At 42.2% G+C, this 24,491-nt stretch carries 19 protein-coding genes and 1 other RNA gene; 3 read left to right on the top strand and 17 right to left on the bottom strand.

What is annotated here, in order from left to right; translation table 11 throughout:
* Nucleotides 1–81 precede the first annotated feature (81 nt).
* Nucleotides 82–1,503: an SLC13 family permease gene (locus AAEY87_RS05315; RefSeq protein WP_068035529.1), complete on the bottom strand. Its 1,422-nt coding sequence runs from the start codon at nt 1,501–1,503 to the stop codon at nt 82–84.
* Nucleotides 1,504–2,013: 510 nt separating this feature from the next.
* On the opposite strand from AAEY87_RS05315, the gene AAEY87_RS05310 reads away from it, so the two are divergent.
* Nucleotides 2,014–2,199 carry a hypothetical protein gene (locus AAEY87_RS05310; RefSeq protein WP_068035527.1) on the top strand — a complete coding sequence of 62 codons (186 nt, stop codon included), beginning with the start codon at nt 2,014–2,016 and terminating at the stop codon, nt 2,197–2,199.
* 59 nt (nt 2,200–2,258) lie between these two features.
* Here the strand turns inward: AAEY87_RS05310 and AAEY87_RS05305 are convergent, their stop codons facing one another.
* Nucleotides 2,259–2,957: a YoaK family protein gene (locus AAEY87_RS05305; RefSeq protein WP_350656250.1), complete on the bottom strand. Its 699-nt coding sequence runs from the start codon at nt 2,955–2,957 to the stop codon at nt 2,259–2,261.
* Between the two features lie 126 nt (nt 2,958–3,083).
* Nucleotides 3,084–3,893 carry an enoyl-ACP reductase FabI gene (locus tag AAEY87_RS05300; protein WP_068035523.1) on the bottom strand — a complete coding sequence of 270 codons (810 nt, stop codon included), beginning with the start codon at nt 3,891–3,893 and terminating at the stop codon, nt 3,084–3,086.
* A 342-nt stretch (nt 3,894–4,235) separates the two neighbouring features.
* Between AAEY87_RS05300 and folE the strand changes: the two genes are divergently transcribed.
* Nucleotides 4,236–4,832 (top strand): GTP cyclohydrolase I FolE, encoded by a 597-nt coding sequence (gene folE, locus AAEY87_RS05295; RefSeq protein ID WP_228138924.1) that lies wholly within the window; start codon nt 4,236–4,238, stop codon nt 4,830–4,832.
* A 187-nt stretch (nt 4,833–5,019) separates the two neighbouring features.
* Here folE and msrA read toward each other — a convergent pair whose 3' ends face one another.
* From msrA to ffs, 13 genes are all read right to left on the bottom strand, one after another.
* A complete protein-coding gene (msrA, locus tag AAEY87_RS05290) occupies nt 5,020–6,231 on the bottom strand; it encodes a peptide-methionine (S)-S-oxide reductase MsrA (RefSeq protein WP_350656249.1) in 1,212 nt (403 codons plus the stop codon).
* Nucleotides 6,232–6,423: 192 nt separating this feature from the next.
* Entirely contained in the window at nt 6,424–7,752 is a 1,329-nt protein-coding gene (locus AAEY87_RS05285) for an iron-containing alcohol dehydrogenase (RefSeq protein WP_350656248.1), read from the bottom strand.
* A 133-nt stretch (nt 7,753–7,885) separates the two neighbouring features.
* Nucleotides 7,886–9,100 carry a low temperature requirement protein A gene (locus AAEY87_RS05280; RefSeq protein WP_350656247.1) on the bottom strand — a complete coding sequence of 405 codons (1,215 nt, stop codon included), beginning with the start codon at nt 9,098–9,100 and terminating at the stop codon, nt 7,886–7,888.
* Nucleotides 9,101–9,156: 56 nt separating this feature from the next.
* Nucleotides 9,157–10,854 (bottom strand): ABC transporter ATP-binding protein, encoded by a 1,698-nt coding sequence (locus AAEY87_RS05275; protein ID WP_350656246.1) that lies wholly within the window; start codon nt 10,852–10,854, stop codon nt 9,157–9,159.
* 1 nt (nt 10,855) lies between these two features.
* Nucleotides 10,856–11,938 carry an ABC transporter permease gene (locus tag AAEY87_RS05270; RefSeq protein WP_350656245.1) on the bottom strand — a complete coding sequence of 361 codons (1,083 nt, stop codon included), beginning with the start codon at nt 11,936–11,938 and terminating at the stop codon, nt 10,856–10,858.
* Nucleotides 11,938–13,008, bottom strand: a complete 1,071-nt coding sequence (locus tag AAEY87_RS05265; protein ID WP_068327356.1) for a microcin C ABC transporter permease YejB — start codon at nt 13,006–13,008, stop codon at nt 11,938–11,940. Before AAEY87_RS05265 ends, AAEY87_RS05270 begins: the two co-directional genes overlap by 1 nt.
* 42 nt (nt 13,009–13,050) lie before the next feature.
* A complete protein-coding gene (gloB, locus tag AAEY87_RS05260) occupies nt 13,051–13,830 on the bottom strand; it encodes a hydroxyacylglutathione hydrolase (RefSeq protein ID WP_068327354.1) in 780 nt (259 codons plus the stop codon).
* Between the two features lie 178 nt (nt 13,831–14,008).
* Entirely contained in the window at nt 14,009–15,841 is a 1,833-nt protein-coding gene (locus tag AAEY87_RS05255) for an extracellular solute-binding protein (protein ID WP_350656243.1), read from the bottom strand.
* Nucleotides 15,842–16,133: 292 nt separating this feature from the next.
* A complete protein-coding gene (gene serC / locus AAEY87_RS05250) occupies nt 16,134–17,243 on the bottom strand; it encodes a 3-phosphoserine/phosphohydroxythreonine transaminase (protein WP_350656241.1) in 1,110 nt (369 codons plus the stop codon).
* 156 nt (nt 17,244–17,399) lie between these two features.
* Nucleotides 17,400–18,293: a hypothetical protein gene (locus tag AAEY87_RS05245; protein WP_350656240.1), complete on the bottom strand. Its 894-nt coding sequence runs from the start codon at nt 18,291–18,293 to the stop codon at nt 17,400–17,402.
* A 122-nt stretch (nt 18,294–18,415) separates the two neighbouring features.
* A complete protein-coding gene (locus AAEY87_RS05240) occupies nt 18,416–21,352 on the bottom strand; it encodes a M48 family metalloprotease (RefSeq protein ID WP_350656239.1) in 2,937 nt (978 codons plus the stop codon).
* A 50-nt stretch (nt 21,353–21,402) separates the two neighbouring features.
* Complete coding sequence (locus AAEY87_RS05235) at nt 21,403–21,999, bottom strand: LemA family protein (RefSeq protein ID WP_350656238.1); 597 nt, start codon at nt 21,997–21,999, stop codon at nt 21,403–21,405.
* 207 nt (nt 22,000–22,206) lie between these two features.
* An RNA gene (gene ffs, locus AAEY87_RS05230) (signal recognition particle sRNA small type) lies at nt 22,207–22,303 on the bottom strand.
* Between the two features lie 256 nt (nt 22,304–22,559).
* Between ffs and AAEY87_RS05225 the strand changes: the two genes are divergently transcribed.
* Nucleotides 22,560–23,276: an SIMPL domain-containing protein gene (locus AAEY87_RS05225; protein ID WP_068035498.1), complete on the top strand. Its 717-nt coding sequence runs from the start codon at nt 22,560–22,562 to the stop codon at nt 23,274–23,276.
* Between the two features lie 193 nt (nt 23,277–23,469).
* Here the strand turns inward: AAEY87_RS05225 and AAEY87_RS05220 are convergent, their stop codons facing one another.
* Nucleotides 23,470–24,312 carry a DUF4124 domain-containing protein gene (locus AAEY87_RS05220; protein ID WP_350656237.1) on the bottom strand — a complete coding sequence of 281 codons (843 nt, stop codon included), beginning with the start codon at nt 24,310–24,312 and terminating at the stop codon, nt 23,470–23,472.
* Between the last annotated feature and the right edge of the window lie 179 nt (nt 24,313–24,491).

Below are 24,491 nucleotides of genomic sequence, written 5' to 3'. Positions count from 1 at the left end.
ACACAAGCATAAAAAAACCGATATCTAAATAATCAGATATCGGTTTTTTGTTGGTTAACGCATTATTAAATCAGGAAAAAATTAAATTAGGAAAAAGTAAGCCCAAAGACCGACTACGAATGTGGCAATAATATTTAATACCACGCCTGTACGTATCATTTCTGACTGTTTTATCAGACCTGTACCGAAGACAATAGCATTCGGCGGCGTCGCTACCGGTAGCATAAAGGCACACGATGCACCAATACCAATGACCAACACTAGCACTTCATGAGGTAACCCCATTTGCTCAGCGATAGCGGCAAATACTGGCACTAATAGCGCTGCCGACGCTGTGTTAGAAGCAAATTCTGTCAAGAAAATAATAAATGCTGAAACTGCAATCATGACCAAGATAATAGGTGCAGTAGATAATGCATTGGCGACTGTCTCACCAAGCACTAAAGATGCGCCAGAGACTTTCAATACTGTCGATAGCGCGATACCGCCACCGAATAGCATGAGCACGCCCCAATCAGTATTGTCTGATACTTGTTTCCAAGACACTAGTCCCAAGCTGACTACCGCTGCTGCTGCTGACAGCGCAATAATAGAATCGGTATCCGTAATATCGAGTGCTGCACCGATTTTTTTGGAAAATATCCAACTGAATGCTGTTACGATGAAGACGATAATCGTTAATACACGAGGCTTATTCCACTCAATAGGCGCTTCTTGTGTAACAGTGACCTTGCGATTGAGGTTAGGTTTAAGCACGAAATACATTGCCCCTAACAATAATGGTAGCAGCACCAACATCATTGGTACACCAAACTTCATCCAATCGACAAAAGCGATATCTAGTGCTTTAGCAGCGATAGCATTAGGGGGTGAACCAACGATAGTACCTAGACCACCTAAGCTGGCAGAATAAGCGATACCCAATAATACAAACACAAAGGTGCCGCGATCTTTTTCTCGATCGACCTGCGTTAAGATACCAAGAGCTAATGGCAACATCATCGCTGCAGTCGCTGTATTTGATATCCACATCGATAAAAATGCTGTCACACCAAATATTAAAAAGACCGCTGTGCCAAGATTACCACCAGACATTGATAGTATCTTCAGCGCAATCTTTCTATCCAATTGCTGTACATGTAGAGCTGCCGCTAAAGCAAAACCACCGAAAAACAGATAAATAATTGGGCTTGCAAAACTCTGCAAACCTATCTTGGCATCGAATTCTGGTATACCAATTAGCGCACCTACCACTACTACTAAGAGCGCGGTGATCGTCACATGTACCGCTTCAGTCAGCCATAATACGCCAATAAAAAACAGCATGGCAAGGCCTTTATTAGCATTGATCTCAAATGGTAATACATTGTAGATAATCATACTAACGATTGCAGCGATTGCGACAACTATAAGCCCTTTACCTGTCCCTTTTGGAAAGGTGTCGGTAAATAAATATTCATTGCCATCATCCGGAAGATGGCTGTCTAGTTTTTGCTCTGACATAAAGTGTCCTTATTGCGCCCAGAGACATTATTAAAAGTCATAAAAATAAAAGCGTATTTTAATGGTCAGCAGTTACCTCATCGCTTACCTACTAAAATACGCCACCATCGTAAAAGAACTTCGCTTCCAATATTTTTTTATAATTACAAAAAAAACCTTACACAAACCTTATAAATAACGTTTTTTCATCAAGTTATCGACCGTAGATAGCAGCCACTAGCGCTCTTTGTTTGATGTGCTAGTCATCATTATAATCAGCACTTTATTCAAATTACTAAATAAAGCATAGTGTAATAAGCGACTTGTAGAAACAATCACATCGTTACACATCATCACTAAATTGGCTCAGTCTGACCCTGTACAAGCAAGCAATGATATCTCATACTCAATAGGTAAATCCATGAAACTTATCTAATTGATATTAGTGATTCTTGTGGAATGTCGTAGTTGTGATATAAAAGGCGATTACGATATAAAAAATTGGAATATAGAAACAAATAGGAGCATCTCATGGCAGACCATGATAAAACAGACGCAAACCGTGACAAAGCTGACGCAACGACTAAAATGGCACCAACAGATATCAACCAAGATGACCTTGCCAAAGAAGACCAACAACGCACTGATGATTGCGTTCTTGATATGATGCAAGGCTTGCATGAGCATGAAAATCATGATGAAGACGAAGAAAAATAAAACTTAGCTCTATAGTTTTTATAACGATATAATTCGGTTTACAAATACGAAGACACCTATCAATTAGATGGGTGTCTTTTTTGTCTAGGTTGCCTGATTTCTGGCAGACGATCTGAAGCACGGTTGTAGACAAACGCTGCTGTCAACACGATAGCTATTGGTACAAATAGCGCACCATAACCAACTTTGGCATATAGAAACGCCCCCACAACACTGCCACCGCAAAAGCAATACCAAATAATGGCTTGAAAACCGAGTGTTGGCTTACTAATCGGTCGTCCAGCTAGCCAGTTGCCAATCGCTGCACCCATATCTGATGTCAAGCCTGTCAAATGTGTGGTACGAATGACCGCCCCACTATAGGTAGCGACCATCGCATTTTGTAATCCGCAAGCCATTGCCGCAGCCAACTGTCCTAAATAATCATGCTGTTGATATAACCAGTAACTAAGCAATAATAACGACGCTTCAATGTATAGCGCGCGCCCATAACGTCTGCCTAACTTCAAAGAAGTCTGACCAATAACAAAACCACTTAGTATTGCCCCCGCCAAAAAGGACAGTAGTAGTGCACCGATATATAAGATACTACGAGCGTCTACATAGGCAATAGCCGCTGCAAACAAGCTAACGTTGCCAGTGACATGAGAGACAGACAACCCGGCAAAGCCCATAAGTGCTGCGGTATTAACACAACCAGCACTAAACGCTAATACCGCCCCGCCCCACAATATCCAATTTGGTAGTTTGGTTATCATATCTATCGCCTAAAGGCTTATTAGCAAAAAAGTTCATAGTATAACCAAAAAAGACAGCCGATTGGCTGCCTTCTATACATTTCAAATTATAAAGTTTATAGCTTATAGTTAAATAGTTAAACGTGATTACTTAGATTCTTCATCAAGCATCATTAATTGTTCACTGATGGCAACCGTATTGAAACCTGCATCAACGAACATAATCTCGCCAGTAATACCAGATGCCCAAGGCGATAGCAAAAATAATGCTGCATTACCCACTTCCATCTGATTAACATTGCGTTGTAACGGTGCAATCTTCTCACTGATATCGAGCATTTTACGGAAAGATTTGATACCACTAGCTGCAAGAGTACGAATAGGTCCTGCTGAGATGGCGTTAACACGGATACCTTCACCGCCCATAGAAGTCGCCAAATAGCGAACACTGGCTTCAAGACTGGCCTTAGCCATACCCATGACATTGTAGTTTGGCAGTACTGAAATACTACCTTCATAAGTCAGTGTCAACATAGAACCATGGCGCATAGCCAGCAATTCACGAGCAGCTTTCGCTAATGCAACAAAACTATAGCTTGAGATATCATGAGCAATATGGCTACCTTCACGCGTGGTGGCACTGACAAAGTCACCATCAAGTTGATCCATCGGTGCAAAGCCAATTGCATGGACAACACCATCTATACCATCACCCCAATGGGCAGCGACTTGCTCAAAACAAGCGGCAATGGAGTCGTCTGATGCCACATCGCATTCAAGCACTAAATCAGCTTCGAACTTTTCGGCTGCCATATCGACACGCTTTTTAATTTTATCGTTTGGATACGTTAGGATCAATGACGCCCCTTCACGATGTAGTGCTTCTGCGATAGCCCATGCGATAGAGAGTTTGCTTGCGATGCCAGTTACGACAAAACGTTGTCCTTGCAGTAGCATAATGTTTCCTTGTTGACCGATTAAGACGATTTAAAATTAAGGTGATTCAATATCATCAGTAAAGCTACTATAAGATAAGTAGCAAAAAGATGTCAGAAAAGATAGCTTATTATACACGAATCAAATTAAGTAAACAGTCGTAAACTAATAACACCTTATTTTTTGCACTCATTTATTAAACCGTTAAGCATTGTCCATAACGGTATTAAGTTGGGCTGATTTCAAGTATAATCACAGCCCTTCCCAGCTTGCACACTTTTTATAAAAATCCTTTATAAGCGTTGTTTATAACCAAGGATTTAGCGTTAAGCTACACCTACATTTTGGATGGCTGCCAAACTTATGAGTAACACCCCAATAATAACCTCAGAATATCAAGAAAGTATCGAATCCTATCGTCAGTTGATTGGCTCAACAGGCGAAGATTTAGCACGTCCTGGTCTTGAAGATACGCCCGTGCGCGCGGCAAAAGCCTTTGCTCATTTGACCCAAGGCTATCATCAAAGTTTGGATGAAGTTGTCAATGACGCAGTATTCCCATCGACCAACCGTGAGTTGGTATTAGTACAGAACATTGAATTTTATTCGCTATGCGAGCATCATATGTTGCCCTTTCACGGCGTTGCACACATTGGCTATTTGCCTAATGGACACGTATTAGGTTTGTCAAAATTTGCTCGTATCGTCGATATGTTCGCCCGTCGTTTACAAATTCAAGAAAACTTAAGTGAACAAGTGGCACAAACCATTATGGATGTGACTGGCTGTCGCGGTGTGGCAGTAGTAATGGATGCATCGCATATGTGTATGATGATGCGCGGAGTTAGTAAGCAGCATTCAACCACACGCAGTACAGCGATGCTTGGTGAATACGTGCATGATAATCAAGCACGTAATGAGTTCTTAGGCGCAGTACCTAAGCGTCAACCGGCGTTTTAAGTCTTTTCAAAATGCTAAAGAATAAAAAAGGATACATGAGTATCCTTTTTTTGTGCCAGTTTCAATATTTCTAATATACGCTGTCGCTGTAACTGATGTATTCGCAATTGCTAAGCTCTTATAAAAAAAATCGCCCACCATGTCATTTAGACAATAATGAGCGATTTTTCGTTCTGATAAAATGGCGTTAACTAACTGGCTGTACTTCCGCAATCCAGTCGCTATAACCAGCCTCTTTCATTTGGGCTAACGGAATAAAGCGCATAGCTGCTGAGTTCATGCAATAGCGTTTACCTGTAGGTGCTGGACCATCGTCAAAGACATGACCTACATGTGAATCTGCATAACGACTGCGAATCTCGGTACGAGTTCCAAATATTCCTCGATCTGCTTTTTCCACCACCAGACTAGCATGCAGTGGACGGGTAAAGCTCGGCCAGCCTGTGCCAGACTTGTATTGATCACGAGACGAATACAATGGTTCACCTGACACCACGTCTACATACAGTCCAGGCTCTTTGTTATCCCAATAGGCATTATCAAAGGCGCGCTCGGTATCGTCTTTTTGCGTGACTTTATATTGAATGTCACTTAGTGATTTTTTAAGCTCAGCTTGTGTCGGCTTCACAAACGTCTCTGGATTAAAACCAGCGCCTGTTTTGCCGTTTACAGCCTTGCTTGTCATTTCTGGCTTTGCGCTGGCCGCAGTAGGTTTAAACTTACTGAAATCCAACTGGTAATTCTTACCATACACGCTTTCAATAAACTGGTAGCGACCAGAATTGAAAGTATAGGCCTTATAGCGTAGTGGGTTCTTCTTATAATAATCTTGATGATACTCTTCTGCTGGATAAAATTTGCTAGCAGGAACAATTTCGATCACTACTGGCTTGTTATAAACACCAGAAGCTTGTAATGATTGCTTAGCAGCTTCTGCTATCTGCTTTTCTTGGTCATTGTTATAAAAAATGGCCGGACGATACTGAGTACCTCTATCTACAAACTGACCTTTGTCATCAGTAGGATCAGCAATTCGCCATAGCGCTTGAACGATACCATTGTAGGTAATCTTTGTCGGATCATAATATATTTGCGCCGCTTCAGTATGACCAGTGCCACCTGCCGATACCGTGCTATAAGTTGGATTTTCAGTCTGGCCACCGCTATAACCAGAAACCACTTCTACAACGCCAGGTATTTTCTCGTAACCCGCTTCTACGCACCAAAAGCAACCGCCAGCTAGCGTAGCCACTGCCAAGTTGGGGTCTTTGGGCGCATAAGGGTTGTCAACGACGGTGGTCGTAGTAGCTGGCTTTTCAGTAGAAGCACAGCCAACGTAAAAAATACTGCTTGCCGCTATACTTATGACAATAGCGCCTGTCTTTAATTTACGATTCATAAAATTTCCTAAGAGTAACGTTGTAAAACTTTAGCAACCCTTAGGAAGTACCAAAACATAGGCAGTACCGAAAGATTCCCATATTGCTGTATATGTATTGCTGTATATGAAGGACTTTTGATAAACTTTCAACCGATTAAAAACATCTCGTATACAAATTTAGTGACGTCTTCTCTAACAAGATTCTATCTACTAGGCAGCTTTATCATTACTTTTATCACTACTTTTAGCCTTATTGGTACGATCATCACTCGCTGTCTTAATTCTCATTAAGATATCTTTTATTTCCGGTGCCTTCATATAAGTAGGGACCGCATAAGTGTCGCTGACTTCTTTAGCAGCCGCTTTGGCGATACTATCAAAATCACTAGTTTTTATACCTTCAACAGTAGGGTTGATACCTACTGTTTCGAGCAAGTCTCGCACTTGGGCAATAAGATAATCTGCCACGTCGCTATCACTATTACTAGCGTGGCTACTCTTTACGATACCTGTCTTTCTTGCCAATATTGCCAGTCTTTTTTGACTTGCCTCACGGTTTAGCTCAAGTACATAAGGTAGTACAATCGCATTAGCGCGACCATGCGGGACACTATAATACGCCCCTAACTGGTGAGCGATGGCATGAACATAACCAAGACCTGCTTTGTTTAAAGCAATACCACCATAATGAGCTGCAATCCCCATCTCTTCTCTGGCTTTGAGATCGTCCCCATTTGTATAGGCTATCGGTAGATACTGCATAACTGATTTGACAGCAGAAGCAGCGTAGTAATCAGTCTCAGCGCTAGCGTTTATACTCATCCACGCCTCTAAGGCATGCGTGAGGACATCAATACCGGTATCGGCTGTAATATGCGCTGGCATACCTTGCATGATGGTCGAATCAATAGCCGCCGCTAATGGCACCATTTTTGGATCGATAGCGATCGCCTTTTGATGGGTTTTATCGTCTGAGACAACTGCACCAATAGTGGCTTCTGATCCGGTACCCGCGGTACTCGGAATACAATAAAGTGGCATGCAAGGTTTTTTGGCTTTAAAAAGTCCAATGAGCTGTTTTGGCTTGTAGTTGTTGCTTTGGCACATAGCAATCATTTTGGCCGCGTCAATCACCGAACCACCACCGATAGCTAATACGACATCGCAATTAGCATTCACAGATTGACGTAAACCTTCTTCAATCACTTTAAAAGTAGGGTCTGGTGTAATGCAGTCATAGACATGATAGCCAATATTATTTTTTTGTAGATAGTCAGTAACTTTGGCTGGTACACCTAGCTTGTTTAGCACAGCATCAGTGACAATGAATACATTGTGGCCACCTTCATTGATAATCATGTCACACAGCTCATCACACGCTTCTTCGCCTACAAACAATAGAGGCCTTGGTATTGTCATTAAATGTGAGAAGGCATTTAATATCTTAGCTCGAGTTTTGGCAACCGCTAGGTAACCTGCATACTGCAAACCATCAGTATTAATGAGCTTAGAAATACTTGTTTGTTTTTTTGTGGGCATGAAAAATCCTTTAAACGGAAATGCTAAGAAGTGTGTAGGTAGATATAATAGCTAACTACTGTTTGATCTCATTTTGACACTGTAGCTTTTAAAATACAGCTATTATTGTGAACTGATGTGTTCTCAATCGTTATTAACTACTCTCTTTAACTAACCATTGCTCATTATCTTGACCAAAATACCAAATCATCATTACAGGCGCTAAAATACTCAGCCAAATACCATAAGTAATATTCAAACCTTGCGCCACAGCAATATAACTCAGCCCAATAATGATTAAAGCAATGACCATCGCAATAATATTATGACTCGACTTGCGGCACATTAACTCTCGCAGTATCGTTAGCGTCAATAAAAACACACTTAACATGCCCATCAACATACCCATCGCGTACGTCTGTGAGATGACTTGATTTGCGCCATCACTGGTATCGCCCGCTACGGACTCGGTAACCAAATTAAGCATACTGCCTAAACCTGCTATTGAGGCAAAGATAAAGAAATGACCATAGCCAAATAAAAACAAATCATGGCGACGGCGTTCTTTGTTTAGGATCGTATCGAAAGGGACGATGAAATATAACCACCATAAAGAAAACACCAATGCTACTAAGCTTGAGCCTAGAAACATAATAGAGCTTGCAGCGGAATAAGAATTGGCTAAAAAATATTGAATCGTATTGCTAACCCCTACCACACCCTCGCCTAATACGATAATGGTCAACAGGCCATAACGCTCTGCAATGTGTCCAGGATGCCAATTGTTGAACTGCTCCGAGCGTGCCCATACAGGCATGAGTAACTCTGCTACGATAAATAAGAACAATGCAGGCGTTTGTAATGATGCGGGTAGAAACAGCCAAATTATCCAGAGTGCTTGCAAGGTTAATAAACCGACTATACTACGCCCAGCGACCTTTTTATGTCCTGGTACTTGTCGATAGACACGCCACCACTGACTACAACTCGCCAGCCGCATAATGGCATAGCCCATTACCCCAATCCATGTCAGCCCTTGCTCATAAAACTGATGGATATTGGCTGCTATCATAAGCGAGCCAAACATCTGAAACATCACTGATATGCGATAAAACCAGTCGTCAGGATCATATCCTGACGCAAACCAAGTAAAGCTGGTCCATGCATTCCACAGGATAAAAAATGCCACGATAAAGGTTAAAAACCCTGAAAGATCATGTTCACTCAAGCGGTCATAGAAACCGTTTGCAGCAGCAGCAACGGCGATGACATAGACTAAATCAAACAACAGCTCAAGCGTGGTTGATGGTCGATTTGGCTCATTAGGATCTCGGGCTTGGATGGGTTTTATTTTGAGCCTGTCAATCATGTAGGGTGTTCCGATTTATCTAAATTCATATAAGTATCCAATTCTGACTGCTTAGGCTATAGCATACTCGCCTGCAATAACTGCTTCGCATACGGATGCTTTGGATTATTAAAAATATCTTCGGTACGACCAGACTCAATGCACTTGCCTTCTTTTAGCACCATAATATGCTGGCACAAAGCACGGACTACTTTTAAGTCATGACTGATAAACATGTAACTGATTTGCAGTTTTTCCTGAATCTCTCGTAGCAAGTTGACCACAGTGACTTGCGTGGTACTATCAAGCGCAGAAGTTGGCTCGTCCAGTATCAATAAACTTGGCTGCATAATAAGTGCGCGCGCAAGCGCCACCCGTTGACGCTGACCGCCCGATAGCTCATGCGGATAACGTTGCACAAACTCTAACGGCAAATGCACGGTAGCAAGACTCTCCATCACTGCCTGCTGGCGGGATATTTTATCAACACCTTGTACTAATAATCCTTCTTCGACTATCTGCATGACCGTCATGCGAGGATTGATACTGGCAAAGGGGTCTTGAAATACCATTTGAATCTGTGAGCGGAACTTACGCAGCTCGCTCTTGGACAATGCTGAAATATCCTGTCCATTAACCAGTATCCGACCACCGACACGCGTTTGATTGCTGAGTAACTGACTTAACGCAAGTGCAATTGTTGTTTTCCCAGAGCCTGACTCACCAACGATACCTAATGCCTGCCCTTTTTGCAGGATCATATCGACATCTTTTACCGCATCGAACCAACGTTTAGTACTGCCAAACAAGCTTTTCTCAATTGGAAACTGTACTTGTAAATTGCTGACCTGCAATACGGTTGGTTGCTGACTTTCATTCTCAAATAAATTCAGCGCTTGTCCAAAGTCTTGTTTGATAAGCGAGCGGGTATATTCTGCCTTAGGCTGACTGAATACCGCTGCGGTTTTCCCCTGCTCAATAGTCTGCCCTTGACGCATGACGATGACTTCATCGCTGTAGCGCCTGACCAAATTGAGATCATGGCTGATTAATATCATCGCCATATTATGCTGTCTCTTAAGATCATCTAATAGGGCGAGAATTTCATGTTGCAAGGTCACATCAAGCGCAGTGGTTGGCTCATCAGCGATTAAAATATCTGGCTGTTGTGCCAATGCCATGGCAATCATTACCCGCTGACGTTGACCACCCGATAGCTCATGCGGATAGCGTTTCAGCTTATCAGCAGGGTCGCTAATATTGACATCGTCTAACAAGGCAATGCTTTTCTCTCGCCATTGCTTTTTTGGCACACCGCTGAGACGCAGAGATTCTGCAATTTGCTTAGCGACCGTGTGTAGCGGATTGAGCGCCGTCATTGGCTCTTGAAACACCATCCCAATGCGCTGCCCACGCACAGATCGTAACGCTGCGTTACGTGTCCTATTATTAGTGACCGGCAATGTAGCCTTTCCTGTTACATCTGCTAACTGCACCTCACCAGTAACGGTCAAGCTGTCTGGCAACAAGCCCAATAACGCGAGACTGGCAATCGACTTACCAGAGCCAGACTCACCAACGATAGCTAGCGTTTGTCCCTGTCTTAGTTCATACGATAGCTTATCGACTAAAGCAGTACCTACATTGGTGGCAATACTAAGCTTATTCACTGTCAGCATGAGTTTGTTTTGTACATTGCTATGACTGTTGTTTAAACGGTTGTTTTGCTCAGTAGCAGTTTTCATATTGGCGTTTATCATCTTATCAGTTGTCATATCAGGAGCGCCTCGGATCAAAGGCATCACGCAGTGCTTCGCCAACGAAAATTAGCAATGATAAAATAAAAGTTAAACTAAAAAATCCAGATAAGGCCAGCCAAGGCGCATCAAGGTTGTTTTTCCCTTGTACCATCAGCTCACCAAGCGATGGTGACCCAGGCGGTAAACCATATCCTAAGAAGTCTAGTGCTGTTAAAGCAATAATATTGGCGGTTAAGATAAACGGCAGCTGCGACAAGCTTGAGGCCAACGCATTAGGCAAGATATGCCTGAGCATGATTTGACTGTCCGATACCCCGAGGTTGCGAGCAGCACGGACATAATCAAAGTTACGCGCCCGCAAAAACTCTGCCCGCACCAAACCAACCAGCCCCATCCAACCGAATAACAGCATCATGGCAAATAGCATGGTAATACTAGGGCTAAACAAGCTGACCAAAATAATAATCATAAACAGCTGCGGCATACCGCTCCACACTTCCATGAAACGCTGCCCTGCCAAATCTACCCAGCCACCATAATATCCTTGTATCGCACCGATAATAACGCCAATCAATGCGCCCGCTAGTGTCAGTGCCAGACCGAACAATAACGATACGCGCATACCGTAAAGTATCCGCGCTAGCACATCACGACCCATATCATCAGTACCCAGCCAGTTCTGGCTATTGGGTGCGGCTGGATATGGAATGCCCAGTTCAACGTTTGGCGTCTGATCGGCAAATGGAATGAGCGGCATCACATAATAACCCTGATCATTAATCAGCGTTTGCACCGCAGGGTCTTTGTAATTGGTTTCGGTCTCAAATACCCCGCCAAAAGTTGTTTCAGGATAGGCTTTCAACACTGGAAAATAGTAATCGCCTTGATACTGCACCAGTAGTGGCTTGTCATTGGCAATCACATTGGCTGCCATACAGATGATAAATATCAGCGCAAAAACAAACAGCGATATCACGCCAAGGCGATTACGGCGAAAGCGATTAAGTCGCGCCTGCCAAATAGGATTTAAACGGCGTTTTTTTTCTAGTGGAATAGAAGATGCGGTTGAGGGTGTTGAAGGTAATGGATGACTTGACATTAACGCCCCTCAAAATCAATACGGGGATCAATTAAGTGATAACTTAAATCACTGATTAACTGTAATAACAGTCCCACCAAGGTAAAGATAAATAGCGTACCAAATATCACTGGATAATCGCGCTGCTGAATGGCTTCGAAACCTAGCAATCCCAAACCATCAAGCTTAAAGATGATTTCAATGAGGAAGTTACCAGCAAAGAAAATTCCAACGATAGCCGCTGGAATACCGGCAATAATAATCAGCATCGCATTACGAAAAACATGACCGTATAAAACTTGACGCTCACCCAAGCCTTTCGCACGGGCGGTGAGCACGTATTGCTTACCCAGCTCTTCTAGAAAGCTAAACTTGGTCAAATAGGTTAAGCCTGCAAAACCGCCAACGGTACTTGCCAGCAGTGGCAATGCAAGATGCCAAAAGTAATCTTTCACTTTACCAAATGCGCTTAATTGATCGAAATTCTCAGAGGTTAGTCCTTGCAGTGGAAAAATATTCCAGTAGCTACCACCCGCAAAAAACACCAGTAGTATGACTGCAAACACAAATACAGGTATCGCATGCCCAATGGCAAGTAGCATAGCGGTGGCTTTATCAATCCCCGAGCCATGATGCATGGCTTTATAAACACCCAGTGGAATGGCTATCATATAAATCAGTAACGTACTCCAAAGCCCAAGCGAGATTGATACTGGTAGCTTCTCTATGATGAGATCGGTCACTGATTGGCCTTTAAAAAAAGACTCACCAAAGTCCAGCTGAGCATAGTTCTTTAACATCAGCCAAAAGCGCTCAGGTGCCGATTTATCAAAGCCGTATTGGGCATTAATCGCTGCAACCATTTCTTCTGATAAACCACGAGTCCCTTGATAGGTACTGTTATTACCGCCCGCACTGCCCGCGCCGATATTACCACCGAGCGCATTGTCTTTTGCGCCCTGCTCGATAAGCGCTAGCTGCTGCTCTACAGGACCGCCAGGAGCCGCTTGTACAATCACAAAGTTCGCCAGCAATATCAAAAATAGCGTCGGTAATATCAGTAACAATCTTTTTAAGATATAACGACCCATAATGGCGGTTTCCTAGAATAAACAGATATGACAACTTAGCATTTAGAAGTTGTTTTTAAGTTCACGTAACGCTGCAAACACCGTCAAAGATTTGTCATCATCGATATTTACTTTAGACTTTACGCCTGTTATCACACTCGGCTCTTGCGTCCGTAAAAACACATTTATTGCACGCTCATGCTCTAAGGTTACGGGTAAAGTTGGAACGCCTTGGGCGGTTTTTTCTTCTGCTTGCGCCAGTGCTTGCTTCATCGCCTCATTGTCAGGCTCAATAGATAGGCCAAAACGTAGATTGCTAGCAGTATATTCGTGGGCTGGATACAGTAACGTCTCAGCAGGCAGCTCATTTAAGCGCTTAAAGCTGTCATGCAATTGCTCAATCGTCCCAGTAAAAACGCGTCCGCAACCAGCACTAAACAGGGTGTCACCACAGAAGCAATGCTTACTGCCGTCGATATCTAATATATAAGCCATGTGACTGGCAGTATGACCTGAGACATCCCATACTTGTGCAGAACAGCCCCACGCACTTACCGTACTACCATCTTTAATGGTCTGATCTTCGTCTACCGTATGCTCGCTGTGTGCGACCAAATGCGTCATAGGATAAGACTCTTGCAGTGTTGCTACGCCGCCAATGTGATCGTGGTGATGATGCGTAGTCCAAATCGAGGTGAGTTCTAACTGGTTTTCTTCTAGATAGGCAACGACTGGCTCGGCTTGACCTGGATCAATGACAATCGCCTGTTTATTACTTTCATTGATTAATGTCCAAATATAATTATCATTGAACGCTTTAATTGGGTGAATACGAATACTCATATTAAATCCTTACCAATAGTTATTTCTATTACTAGTTATCCACGAACGGCTAAACCACTTTGTCTGTATTAAATAACGATAGCCAATACTTTTAGTTTATAACCTTATCAATATCTTAAATTGCTGTTATTTAAAAAAGGTCCATCACTAAAAACCGTTACTTTAAAAACATTGTCACTTATTGTCTTAAATATTTATCAACGCGTGCTTCAGCTTCTTTATCTGACCACCAATAATCAATGCCTACAGCGTTGGTCGGCAGCTTTTCAGTATGACGATATTGATTCCAGTAGGCAACATTGGTTGCAGATTTGCCATATAGAGGTACTAAATAATGACCAGCTCGTAGCAGGCGATCGAGTGTTTTAGTATATAAAACAATCTCTTCACGGCTCTTAGCATTTGCAAGTGCAGCTGTTATCTCATCGATAACTGGGTTTTTAATACCGATTGTATTTCTATTACCAGGCTCATCGGCAGCCGCGCTACCCCAAAAAGCCGCTTGCTCAGCACCAGGGGATAAACTTTGGGCGAATACATCAACCACCATATCATAATCAAAACGGCGCACACGCTCGTAATATTGCGGACCATCCACTTGACGTAGGGTGGCATCAAATCCTAACCGCTTTAAATTACGAATATAAGGCAACAATACACGTCCCATAGTCTCGCCCGTCATCAAAATTTCGATCTGAGCAAGCTTACCATCAGGTTGATATAGCTTCATATCGTCATAATAAAAGCCAGCATCTAGCAACAGCTGCCGCGCCTTTAATAACGCTTTGCGATTAAAGCCGCTACCATCACTAGTCGGCAGTTGCCACTTTGCTAATACGGCTTGACGCTGTATTGGTTCAAGCTTAGATAACAAAGGTGTTAGCACCTGCATCTCAGCAGCAGATGGCGTACCAGTAGCGGCAAGCTCAGAGCCATGAAAGAAGCTTTGCAAGCGTTCATATTGCCCATGAAACAAGGTTTTATTCATCCACTCAAAATCATAAGCAGCCGTCAATGCTTGGCGAACGCGAATATCTTGAAAAAGTGGCCGACGCACATTCATCACTAGACCCTGCATCGGTACTGGGTTTTCACTACTTATGGTTTCTTTATTAATCATACCTGCTTTGACGGCTGGGAAATTGTAACCCGTTGCCCAATTAGAGGCCTTGTTTTCTGGGCGGAAGCGATATTGCCCAGATTTAAAACCCTCAAAAGCAATCTCATCGCTTTGATAATACACAAACTTAATCATATCAAAGTTATAACGACCGCGATTGACCATCAAATCACGACCCCAATAATTGGGATCACGTATATAACTAACCGCGCGCCCCGCATCGACACGACCTAACTTATAAGGACCGCTGCCCATCAATGGCGTTAAGCTGATTTTTTCAAAGTTAGCATCAATAGAGGATTTGGCAAAAATAGGAAACTGCCCGACTGTTAATAAAATTTCTTTATTATTATCTGAGGCAAAGACAAACTTTACTTGTTGTTTATTAATAATCTCAATGTCTTTAATATCACCTAAATAGCTACGAATATACATCGGCCCTTTATTCAATATCGCGTCATAAGTAGCTTTGACATCGCTACTGGTCACAGGAGACCCATCCCAAAAGCGTGCGGCCGGGTTAATATGATAGATAATCCAGCTGGTGTCATCAGGGTCGTAAGTTACCTTGCTTGCCAGCTGCGGATACATGGTAAAAGCTTCATTTAGTGAGCCAGTCATCAAGGTATCATATAGATAATCGGTGCCAATCATTGCTACACCAGTTGTCATCCATTTGTTGGCAGCATTAAAGGTGCCACGCGCATCAAGCGATAATGTACCCCCTATCGGTGCATTTGGATTGGCATAGGGCATAAAGGGCGCATCAATATACTCAGTGGTACTATTATGACCAAGCGCAGTCGTGGTGATTGGAACTGCGATACTGGCTGGTATCCAACTCACAATTGCCACTAACAGGACAGTTTTTAGCGTGGTATTTTTTATCATAATAAAGTTATAACAAACCCCTCTACCAAACCAAATGGATTTATGCAGAATTTACTTAATGACTGAAAATTCATTGCAGCTTAAATGACAATTAAAAGAACATACGGCGCAACATAAGCTCTCATAATTGCTGCAAAATTTCATCATAACAAATTTAGGTTTTTTAACCTAATGGTTTGCAGTGTTACGGTTGCGGTATAACGCCCTACTCATCCAAAAAGAAGGTTGACTTTTGATAAAAAAAGACGCAACTCATAAAAGCTGCGCCCTTTGTTCTAAAGCTTATGCTAACTTAAGCGTGCTTTTTTTCAAACGCGATCATAAAGTCAACCAATTGCTGCACCCAGTCTAGCGACACTGCATTGTAAATACTGGCACGCATACCACCCACATCGCGGTGACCTTTTAAATGCATCAAACCTGCTGCCTCTGACTCTTCTAAAAACACTTTATCAAGGCTGCTGTCTGCTAAAGTAAACGGTACATTCATGATAGAGCGATACTTAGGATCAACTGGATTACTATATAAGTTGCTATCATCAATCGTTTTGTAGAGCAAATCTGCTTTTTGCTGATTAATTTTGCCGATAGCAGCAACGCCGCCTTGCTCTTCTAACCAATCAAATACCAACCCTGCCAAGTACCAAGAATACGTCGCTGGCGTGTTTGACATGGATTCTTTTTCAGCTTGATGCTCATAGTTCATTAGTAGTGGGCACCACTCACTCGCCTGCCCCAATAAGTCTTCACGAATAATCACAATGATCAATCCTGCTGGACCAATGTTTTTTTGCGCACCAGCATATATCATCCCAAACTTAGAGACATCGATTGGCTGTGACAAAATGCAAGAAGACATATCGGCAATTAGAGGTGCATCAACTTGTGGTGGCTCAAATATTTGCAAACCATGAATAGTCTCATTGGCGCAGTAGTGGAAGTACGCAGCATCTTCGCTTATATTCCAATCGCTTTGGGCTGGCACGTCAGTAAAGTTACTATCTTTACCAGTTGCCACTAGATTAATCTCACCAAGACCTAGATTGGCATAACGCTGTGCTTCTTTGATGGCTTTACCTGACCATGCACCCGTAGTCAGGTAGTCACCGCGCCCACCATTTAATAAGTTCAATGGTATCGCTGAAAATTGTAAACTGGCACCACCTTGCAAAAACAGCACTTTATAATTGTCTGGAATGTCCATCAATGAGCGCAATTTAGCTTCGGCTTTTTCGGTAATTGCGATGTACTCTTTGCTACGGTGGCTCACTTCCATGACTGACATACCGCGCCCTTGCCAATCAAGTAGCTCACTTTGCGCACGCTCTAGCACTGCGGTCGGTATGGTGGCGGGTCCCGCTGAAAAATTAGGTACACGGTTAGGAGCGGCTTTGGTAGTCATAATCATTATCCTAAATATGATGAAATCATCGTTGTTATATAAGTTTTAACAGCTAAGTTTTCAAACTGCTGCTTTAAAACCCCTTAAGGTAAGTCTTGTCTCTATTTTTATTCTTAATCACTATGTTCAATAGCTATTGCAGCAGACTGTAAGCTTTTAACCTTGTCTCGACAACTGCTCCCAAAGCTGACGCTTAAAGCTACTATCAGCGAGCATCTCATCCAATGTGGGCACAGTAGTCAGAGTAGGATGCTCAAGGCCATCAGGCAACGCAGTCAATGCAGCAACTTTTATCTCTTCGCTGCGTCCAATTTTAAACACATATCCAGCAAGGCTAGCATTGGCAAGCTCAGCCGTATCCATCCCCTCGCAGATAGGAAATGATGTTGTCTCACAGGTGATTGACAACGCTTGCGTGATATTTTGCCACAGTTTTTGACTGTCGTTATTAAGTGCTTGGATATCAACCAAAACCACCCAATCGCCATAGCGACCACCTTGTAAATCAAATGGCACTACTTTTTTAAAGCTGTCCTCTTTAAAACTATCTTCCTTAAAATTCTCAGCGCTATTTGTGTCAGCAATAGCGGCTTGCTGAACGACAGAATCTACAAGGGATGTAATGACTGTCTTAGAGGTATCAGGGACAGTCGTGTCAAAACTATAGGTAACGGGGCTTTGTTCGTCAGGATAGCTTAAATTTGGCTCATTAACGTCATCATGATAATGGTTAATAGATTCATCATCTACTATGCCTGATATAGATTCCGCAGACTCTATATTTGAATGATCAACGTTTGCAGCGTCAATACTTGGATGTTCTATATTTGGACGGCTAATGCTTGGCTGTTGAATAGTTGTATCGGCAGAAGTAGACTGAATGGCGCTATTAATTATAGTAGGGTCAGGTAAAACAGGCGCAGAAATATCTGCAATATTTAGGGTTTCTGAATTCGGCTGCACCCACTGATTGATACCCATCATCGCTAGAATTTGGCGTTGCTGCATGCGGCGCTGCAATACAATTAGCGGTTCTTGGATATCACTCATGTGTCTCTATTATCCTACTTATTTTGTTTGAATCATTTACAGATGGGCTGATCAGTTTGACAGCTTAACTAAAGTACTCATCACAGTTTTTAATAGTTTCTGAGGCGTCAGCCAAGCTGCATTCAAAAAAGCTCGCGAACGCCTAACCATTGCTCTGCGAGTACCATCAAGCAATCATACTCATCTTGACTGATTATCGTATCGTGTAACATCACCGTATGCAATGTACTCAGCCATTGCCGATATTCATTATAGTCTATTTGACTGCTTTCTTGTTGTCTCTCTGGATAATTCTCTTTCCTCTGAGTCTCTATTGTAGATTCAATAGAAGTAGATGCAGGATGGGCAGGCACAGCATTAAAAATAGCCAATAGCTGAACGCTATTTAGACTTTGAGCGGTTAGTAATAACCACTGCAAATTTGCATCACTGACCATAGTTAAATCAATATCAATCAATCGCGCATGGCGATGTAAATCTACAATATAGTGCGCAACACTGTCATTATTATAGCCGAGCCCTGAAATATATACTGAGCTATCTAATGTCAATATCATTTGACCTTTGACATCTTTCGATAGCCGATATGCAAGCAACGTCAATATAGCCCTCTGTAATAGCGGTTGCCATTCACTCTGTGTATCTACATCAGTATCATTTAAAACTTCAGAAAATATCGGCAGTAACTGCTGTAAATGCAGTGCTTGCCATAGCGATAGAATTGGTGAAGCTTGCTGCGCTGGAGTTGAGATCAAGGTACTTTTTACATGAGTCGGTACTGGCTGTTCGTTAACCATTAAATCTTTTTTAGCTGATACGTTATGAGCGAAACTTTTAGTCAGATCAGCTGATAGCTGTTTTCCAAACAACTCAAGCAGGCCTTGTTGATAGCGCAACAGCATCGTACGGCACTTTTGCTGCTTTACATAGTGTTGATGGGCTTGGTTACTATGACTGCGTTCACTTTTGAGACGTAATTGATCAATAGTGCTTTCTGATAAGTTATGCTGACTGATTTGCTTCACAGCGAATGTAATCAAAGCGCTGTCTAAACGCCGGTCAAAACTCGCCACTATTTTTAATAATTTATGGTCTAGCGTATGCGCTAAAATTTGAGGGTTACTGAAAGTATTATTATTAGTATTAGCATCGGTGTCAGCAGCAGACACACTATCGTTTGGAAGCCCAATCCAAATATCTTTTAAATCATACATGCCAGTCGTAGATATTGTCTGTCCTTGATGGCATAGCATGATGGCTTCTATTAATGCCTGCGCTCCTAGTGGGTGATGACTGTGATTGAGCACATGCTGTGGTAGTGTAACTTTGTTTATATCGTCAATACTAATCAAAGCTGCTGATGGCAAATCGCTGTCAGGTTTTGCCATCCATGGTTTTAACAGCTGATAAGTACCAATATCTTCTGCCAGTACCTGCAAACGCCCATCAACAACCACATCTTCCTCTACGACAAACTCAACTCCTGTATATATTTCCAATTCATTGCTAAGTTTATTCACAGAAAAAGCTGAAACTTCATTGTTAGTAATATCATTAGGATTCTCGTTGATACTATTATCAACAGCATGATTAACAGATGTTGATTCAGCTTTGGAGATATGAGATTGGGGCGTGATTTCTTCTTGATTACTGCTTAGGCTATTTACTTTTATTGCTCCCCAATTACCAAGACGACGCTGTTCATATATCTCTTTTATCTTTTGTTGATTTATGCGCTTCTCTCTTGCGACCTGAACGGCAAAGTCATGATAAGCATTAGCATTAATGGCTCTCATGCGTTCAGCTAAGCTAGGATGCGTAGCAAACCATGAGACATTCCCCAGATCCGCCCCACTGCTAGCAAAAAAGAAGTGACTCAGCCCATTGATATCAGCGATATTTGATAAGCGTGAACCAAGCGAGTCTTGATGAATAGCCTTTAAAGTTTCGATAATTGCAGGCGAGCGTGTCAGCTGCACGCTGGTCGCATCAGCGAGCAATTCACGCTGACGGTTAAAGCTATGCTTAATCAGCTGCGCACTTGCCATACTCGAAAAACTCAACCCATGTAACAGCAATGTCCAAACACTGCGCGGTGCTTGCCGATCAATCACAGGTCTATTTTCTAGCCATCTGGGCTGGCTTTTTGCTGATGACTGATGACTGTTCGATTGGGTTTGCCAGTAAGATACCCAATCGCTATGGGTAGTAAAGCTTTCTGTCTGCGTTTCAGTGCTGCGCGCACGACTATCGATTGCGCTTTGTGGCAAAGGCATGTCTCGATTAACAGCACTATTAAAAGAGCTATTAATCGAGCTATCGAAATAACTGCCTTGCCGACTATAACTAGAGGCGTTATTACTGATAGGATCACTCCAGTCATAGACTATCTGCAAACCAGCTAATACTACCATCAGCTGCAAATTGAACGTCGCATCGCCATGCAAGATATGACCATATTCATGCCCTATAAGCCCGTATAGCCCATCATCAGACAGTTTATCTAGCGCACCTTGGGTGACGACTAACACCATATCCTGACTATGGCGACCCGCAACGAAACCATTGATGCCTTGCTCATCAGGCAGCACATAGAGAATCGGCATACTTAGACCGGAAGCAATAGCCAACTGCTGGGCAATCTCATAATAACGCCGATAAACAGGCGGAAAATCACGCTCATCACGTACCGCTATATGACGGTCACTAAAGCGAACCTTGGCAACCGTCTCATGCTGATGGGCGACCCCGCTGCTATGTTCCCAAGTGTTCTGACTATTATCAATAAACAAACGCACCGCACCCACGCGCTGGGCAATAGCACGGCCACCAGCCTTTAAACGACGGTACTCTAAAAAGCTACCACCAATAAAGCTAGCCAACGTCCAAACAATGACTAGTACCAGTGCCCAATAGTACATACCACCAGTAAATAGGGTAAGCAGCAGCGTCATTACCCCAAGCGCCACTGCTATATGTGCAAATACTATGAGAAAAAACAGCCCGTAGAGCAACAGGCTGCGCCGCGTCCGTATCCGCGGTTCACCAAAAAAATCCATCTATATGCCTGACTTAAAGATAGCTAAACGCATCTGAATATAATGAAATATCAGCCCATATTAACAGTGGGTGCTTGAGCAATTACCTCTCTATCCTCAAACACTAACGGGCTAAGTGGACGAAATCCAAAGGTGCTGCTGACAAGGTTATTTGGGAACACTTCACGGTCATTGTTATAAAACATCACGCTATCATTATAATGCTGACGGGCAAAGCCTATACGATTTTCCGTATTGGTCAGCTCATCCATCAACTCTTTAATCATACTGTCCGCTTTTAATTCCGGATACGCTTCCACGACCGCTGAGAATTGCCCCAATGCTTTGGACAGCATACCTTCTGCTTTAGCAAATAATGCCATATGCTCAAGTGAGTCTGGTTGATGCTTATTAGAGTCTTGCAAGCTTTGGGCATGGTTACGTGCGCTAATCACGCGGCTGAGTGTCTCTTCTTCGTGGGTTAAATAACGCTTAGCAGTCTCTACCAAGTTTGGAATCAAATCATGACGGCGCTTTAGCTGCACATCTATCTGTGCAAAGCCATTCTTCGCTTGGTTGCGCGCCCGTACCAACTTGTTAGATATCGATACACCAAAAACAACGACTAGCACCACAATAATAATAAATAGCCAAACGAATATTTTCATAAATGAGCCTCAAATCTTTCAGTATTAATATCAGCGTTGATAAAATTTAATACATATTATTTTAACCTATCTTAATCAATGAAACACCAGAATCAGACGAAATGCAGGCACAAAAAAAGCCCTTTGCAATGAAGGGCTTAGTACATCATATAAACTTTTTAAATGGTTTATCGAAGCAGTTATCAAATTTTAAGCAAAAAAAAGCGACTCCAAAAGCACATCCTCGGCACACATCATAACTATTACCGTTGCTACCTTCCGGTCCTGGCGGGATTCATAGAACAATGTTGCGAGGCTACCAATGGAGCCACCAGTTGCAGATTATACAAGAATTTTTCAGTATTACAACCCCTATCTCAAAACTGTTTAATTACCATAGCAAACAATTGCGATATTTAGTGACAAAATTCTCACAAGGACTCGTCTAAATTTTGCTATTTTAATTAGTGAAGCTAATGCCTAACAAAATAAAATGAATGCCTATAGCTTCTAATATAGATCGCAATTCCTATTTGAACATGATCTGTGTCAATATTATTAATTTTACTTAGGAGATAATTATGAGAAGCACTTTACTTAATAAAGTAGCTCTTACTACTGGTACCGCTTGCCTACTAACCGCTATGATGGGCAGTGCGCATGCAGAACCAACTGGTTATGATCAACTTAGCTTCCAAACGGAAGTTAAAGAAGAAGTCCAAAATGATGAAGTGCGTGCCAGCATGTATAAAAAAGCTCAAGCTACGAATGCTAAAGCACTGGCCACGACTCTCAACACTTCAATCAATAACGCTATGAAAATTGCTAAACGCTACCCTAGTGTGACAGTCAGCACCGGCCAGCAACGCACTTATCCACGCTACGATAAAAACGACAAAATTATTGGCTGGACAGGACAGGCAAATATAGATCTTAAAAGCACAGATTTTGCAGCGACTAGCCAGCTTATTGCTGATTTGCAAGAGACCTTAGTGATGGATAATCTAAATTTTGGGGTCTCAGATGATAAAAAAGACGCGCTAGAGCAAAAGTTAATGACTGATGCTTCTCGTTCTTTTCAAAAGCAAGCTAAAAATTTAACACGCGCTTGGGATGCTCGTGGCTATCGTGTAGTGAATGTTAGCTTAAACACTGGTAGCAACTATCCTCGTCCAATGTATAGCAGCATGAATATGAAAGCTGAGGCAGCAGATGCATCAGTTCCGAGTCAGAGCTTTGAGTCTGGTAACAGTACAATATCGGTCACCGCTAACGGTACAATTGAGCTTACCAAATAATTGAACTAAGTGGGCAAAAAATCAGCTAATTAAAGTTTAGTTTGATTACAGTATTTTCCAAGCAAAAATAAGGGGCAATCACTATTGATAGTGATTGCCCCTTTATACAAATTGTTAAGCTACATTGACCATTAAACCATTCAGCACTGATAAACCTTTGAGCACTGATGTTTTATTTGGCTACTTTACCTAGCTATTGCCTAGATATGTTAGTAAAAGCATCGTTAGTTATAGGTTGGCTATTCTGTGCTTTTTGCAGATTGATTTCCTTTTGACGCAATTTTAACATTACTTTTTGATGCCATGGTAGACGCTGATAAGCAAGCATTTGCGCGGCAATTTTCTTTTTGTTCTGCAAGATTACCGTATTTTGTATTACGTAAATAGTACGCTCAATTTGGCTAAGCGTTTGCCCTGCTTCATTTTTGATAACGGCTCGAATACTATGCGTACCCGGTAAAATATCTACCGTTGCGATAGATGCACTCAGGCCTTGCGCCACTTCATTATCATCAAGATAAATTATTACTTGATCGCCAGCTTGTAGCACAGGCTTTAGTTGTAGTTTGACATCGATACTCTGTGCAGGACGGCGATAAGCACGTGCTTCGCTCGGCTCTATCATGGTCAGCTGATATCTCACTCGTGCAGATTTGGTAGCAGGAGATGCAGTCTGTTGTGAGACTGCTGAAGAATTTGTCGTTTGAGATGATGTGATAGCTCTGCCATTAGAACCAGCACCTAAGCTGTTACTAACATTATTATCGTTAGCAGTATTATTAGCAGTAACATTAGTAACAACATCGGTTTGGCTGACTTGTTTATTGGCCTGATTTTCATAGCTTTGCGGACGATCAGTAAAAGTTACGTGTCCAGTTTTTTCATCTACCACTTTATAGATGGGCGCGGCATTAATCATCGGTGCATAAAGGCTGACTGTACCAATGAACACACCTGCTAACAACCCAGTTAGCTTGATATTTCTAAACTGTGAACTGTCTTGTTTTTTCATTTTATTTTTCGAATGCGTATACATAGTCAGCCAACCTAATAAGTGCTTATTATTAATATATGATTAATACTATTATGCGGGATTTTTAACGCTAAATCAGTAGTGATTTTTAGGAAGCTTATTATTTAGTTTTACAAGTTCTTTTAAAAAAGAAAAAACCAGCTAAGATTTACTTAGCTGGCTTTTATTACTCAAATTATCTG

The sequence above is a fragment of the Psychrobacter sp. S1-30-MNA-CIBAN-0213 genome (assembly GCF_040309845.1).
GTDB lineage: Bacteria > Pseudomonadota > Gammaproteobacteria > Pseudomonadales > Moraxellaceae > Psychrobacter.
Note: the sequence above shows the minus strand (reverse complement) of the source record. Positions and strands in the feature narration are given on the sequence as shown.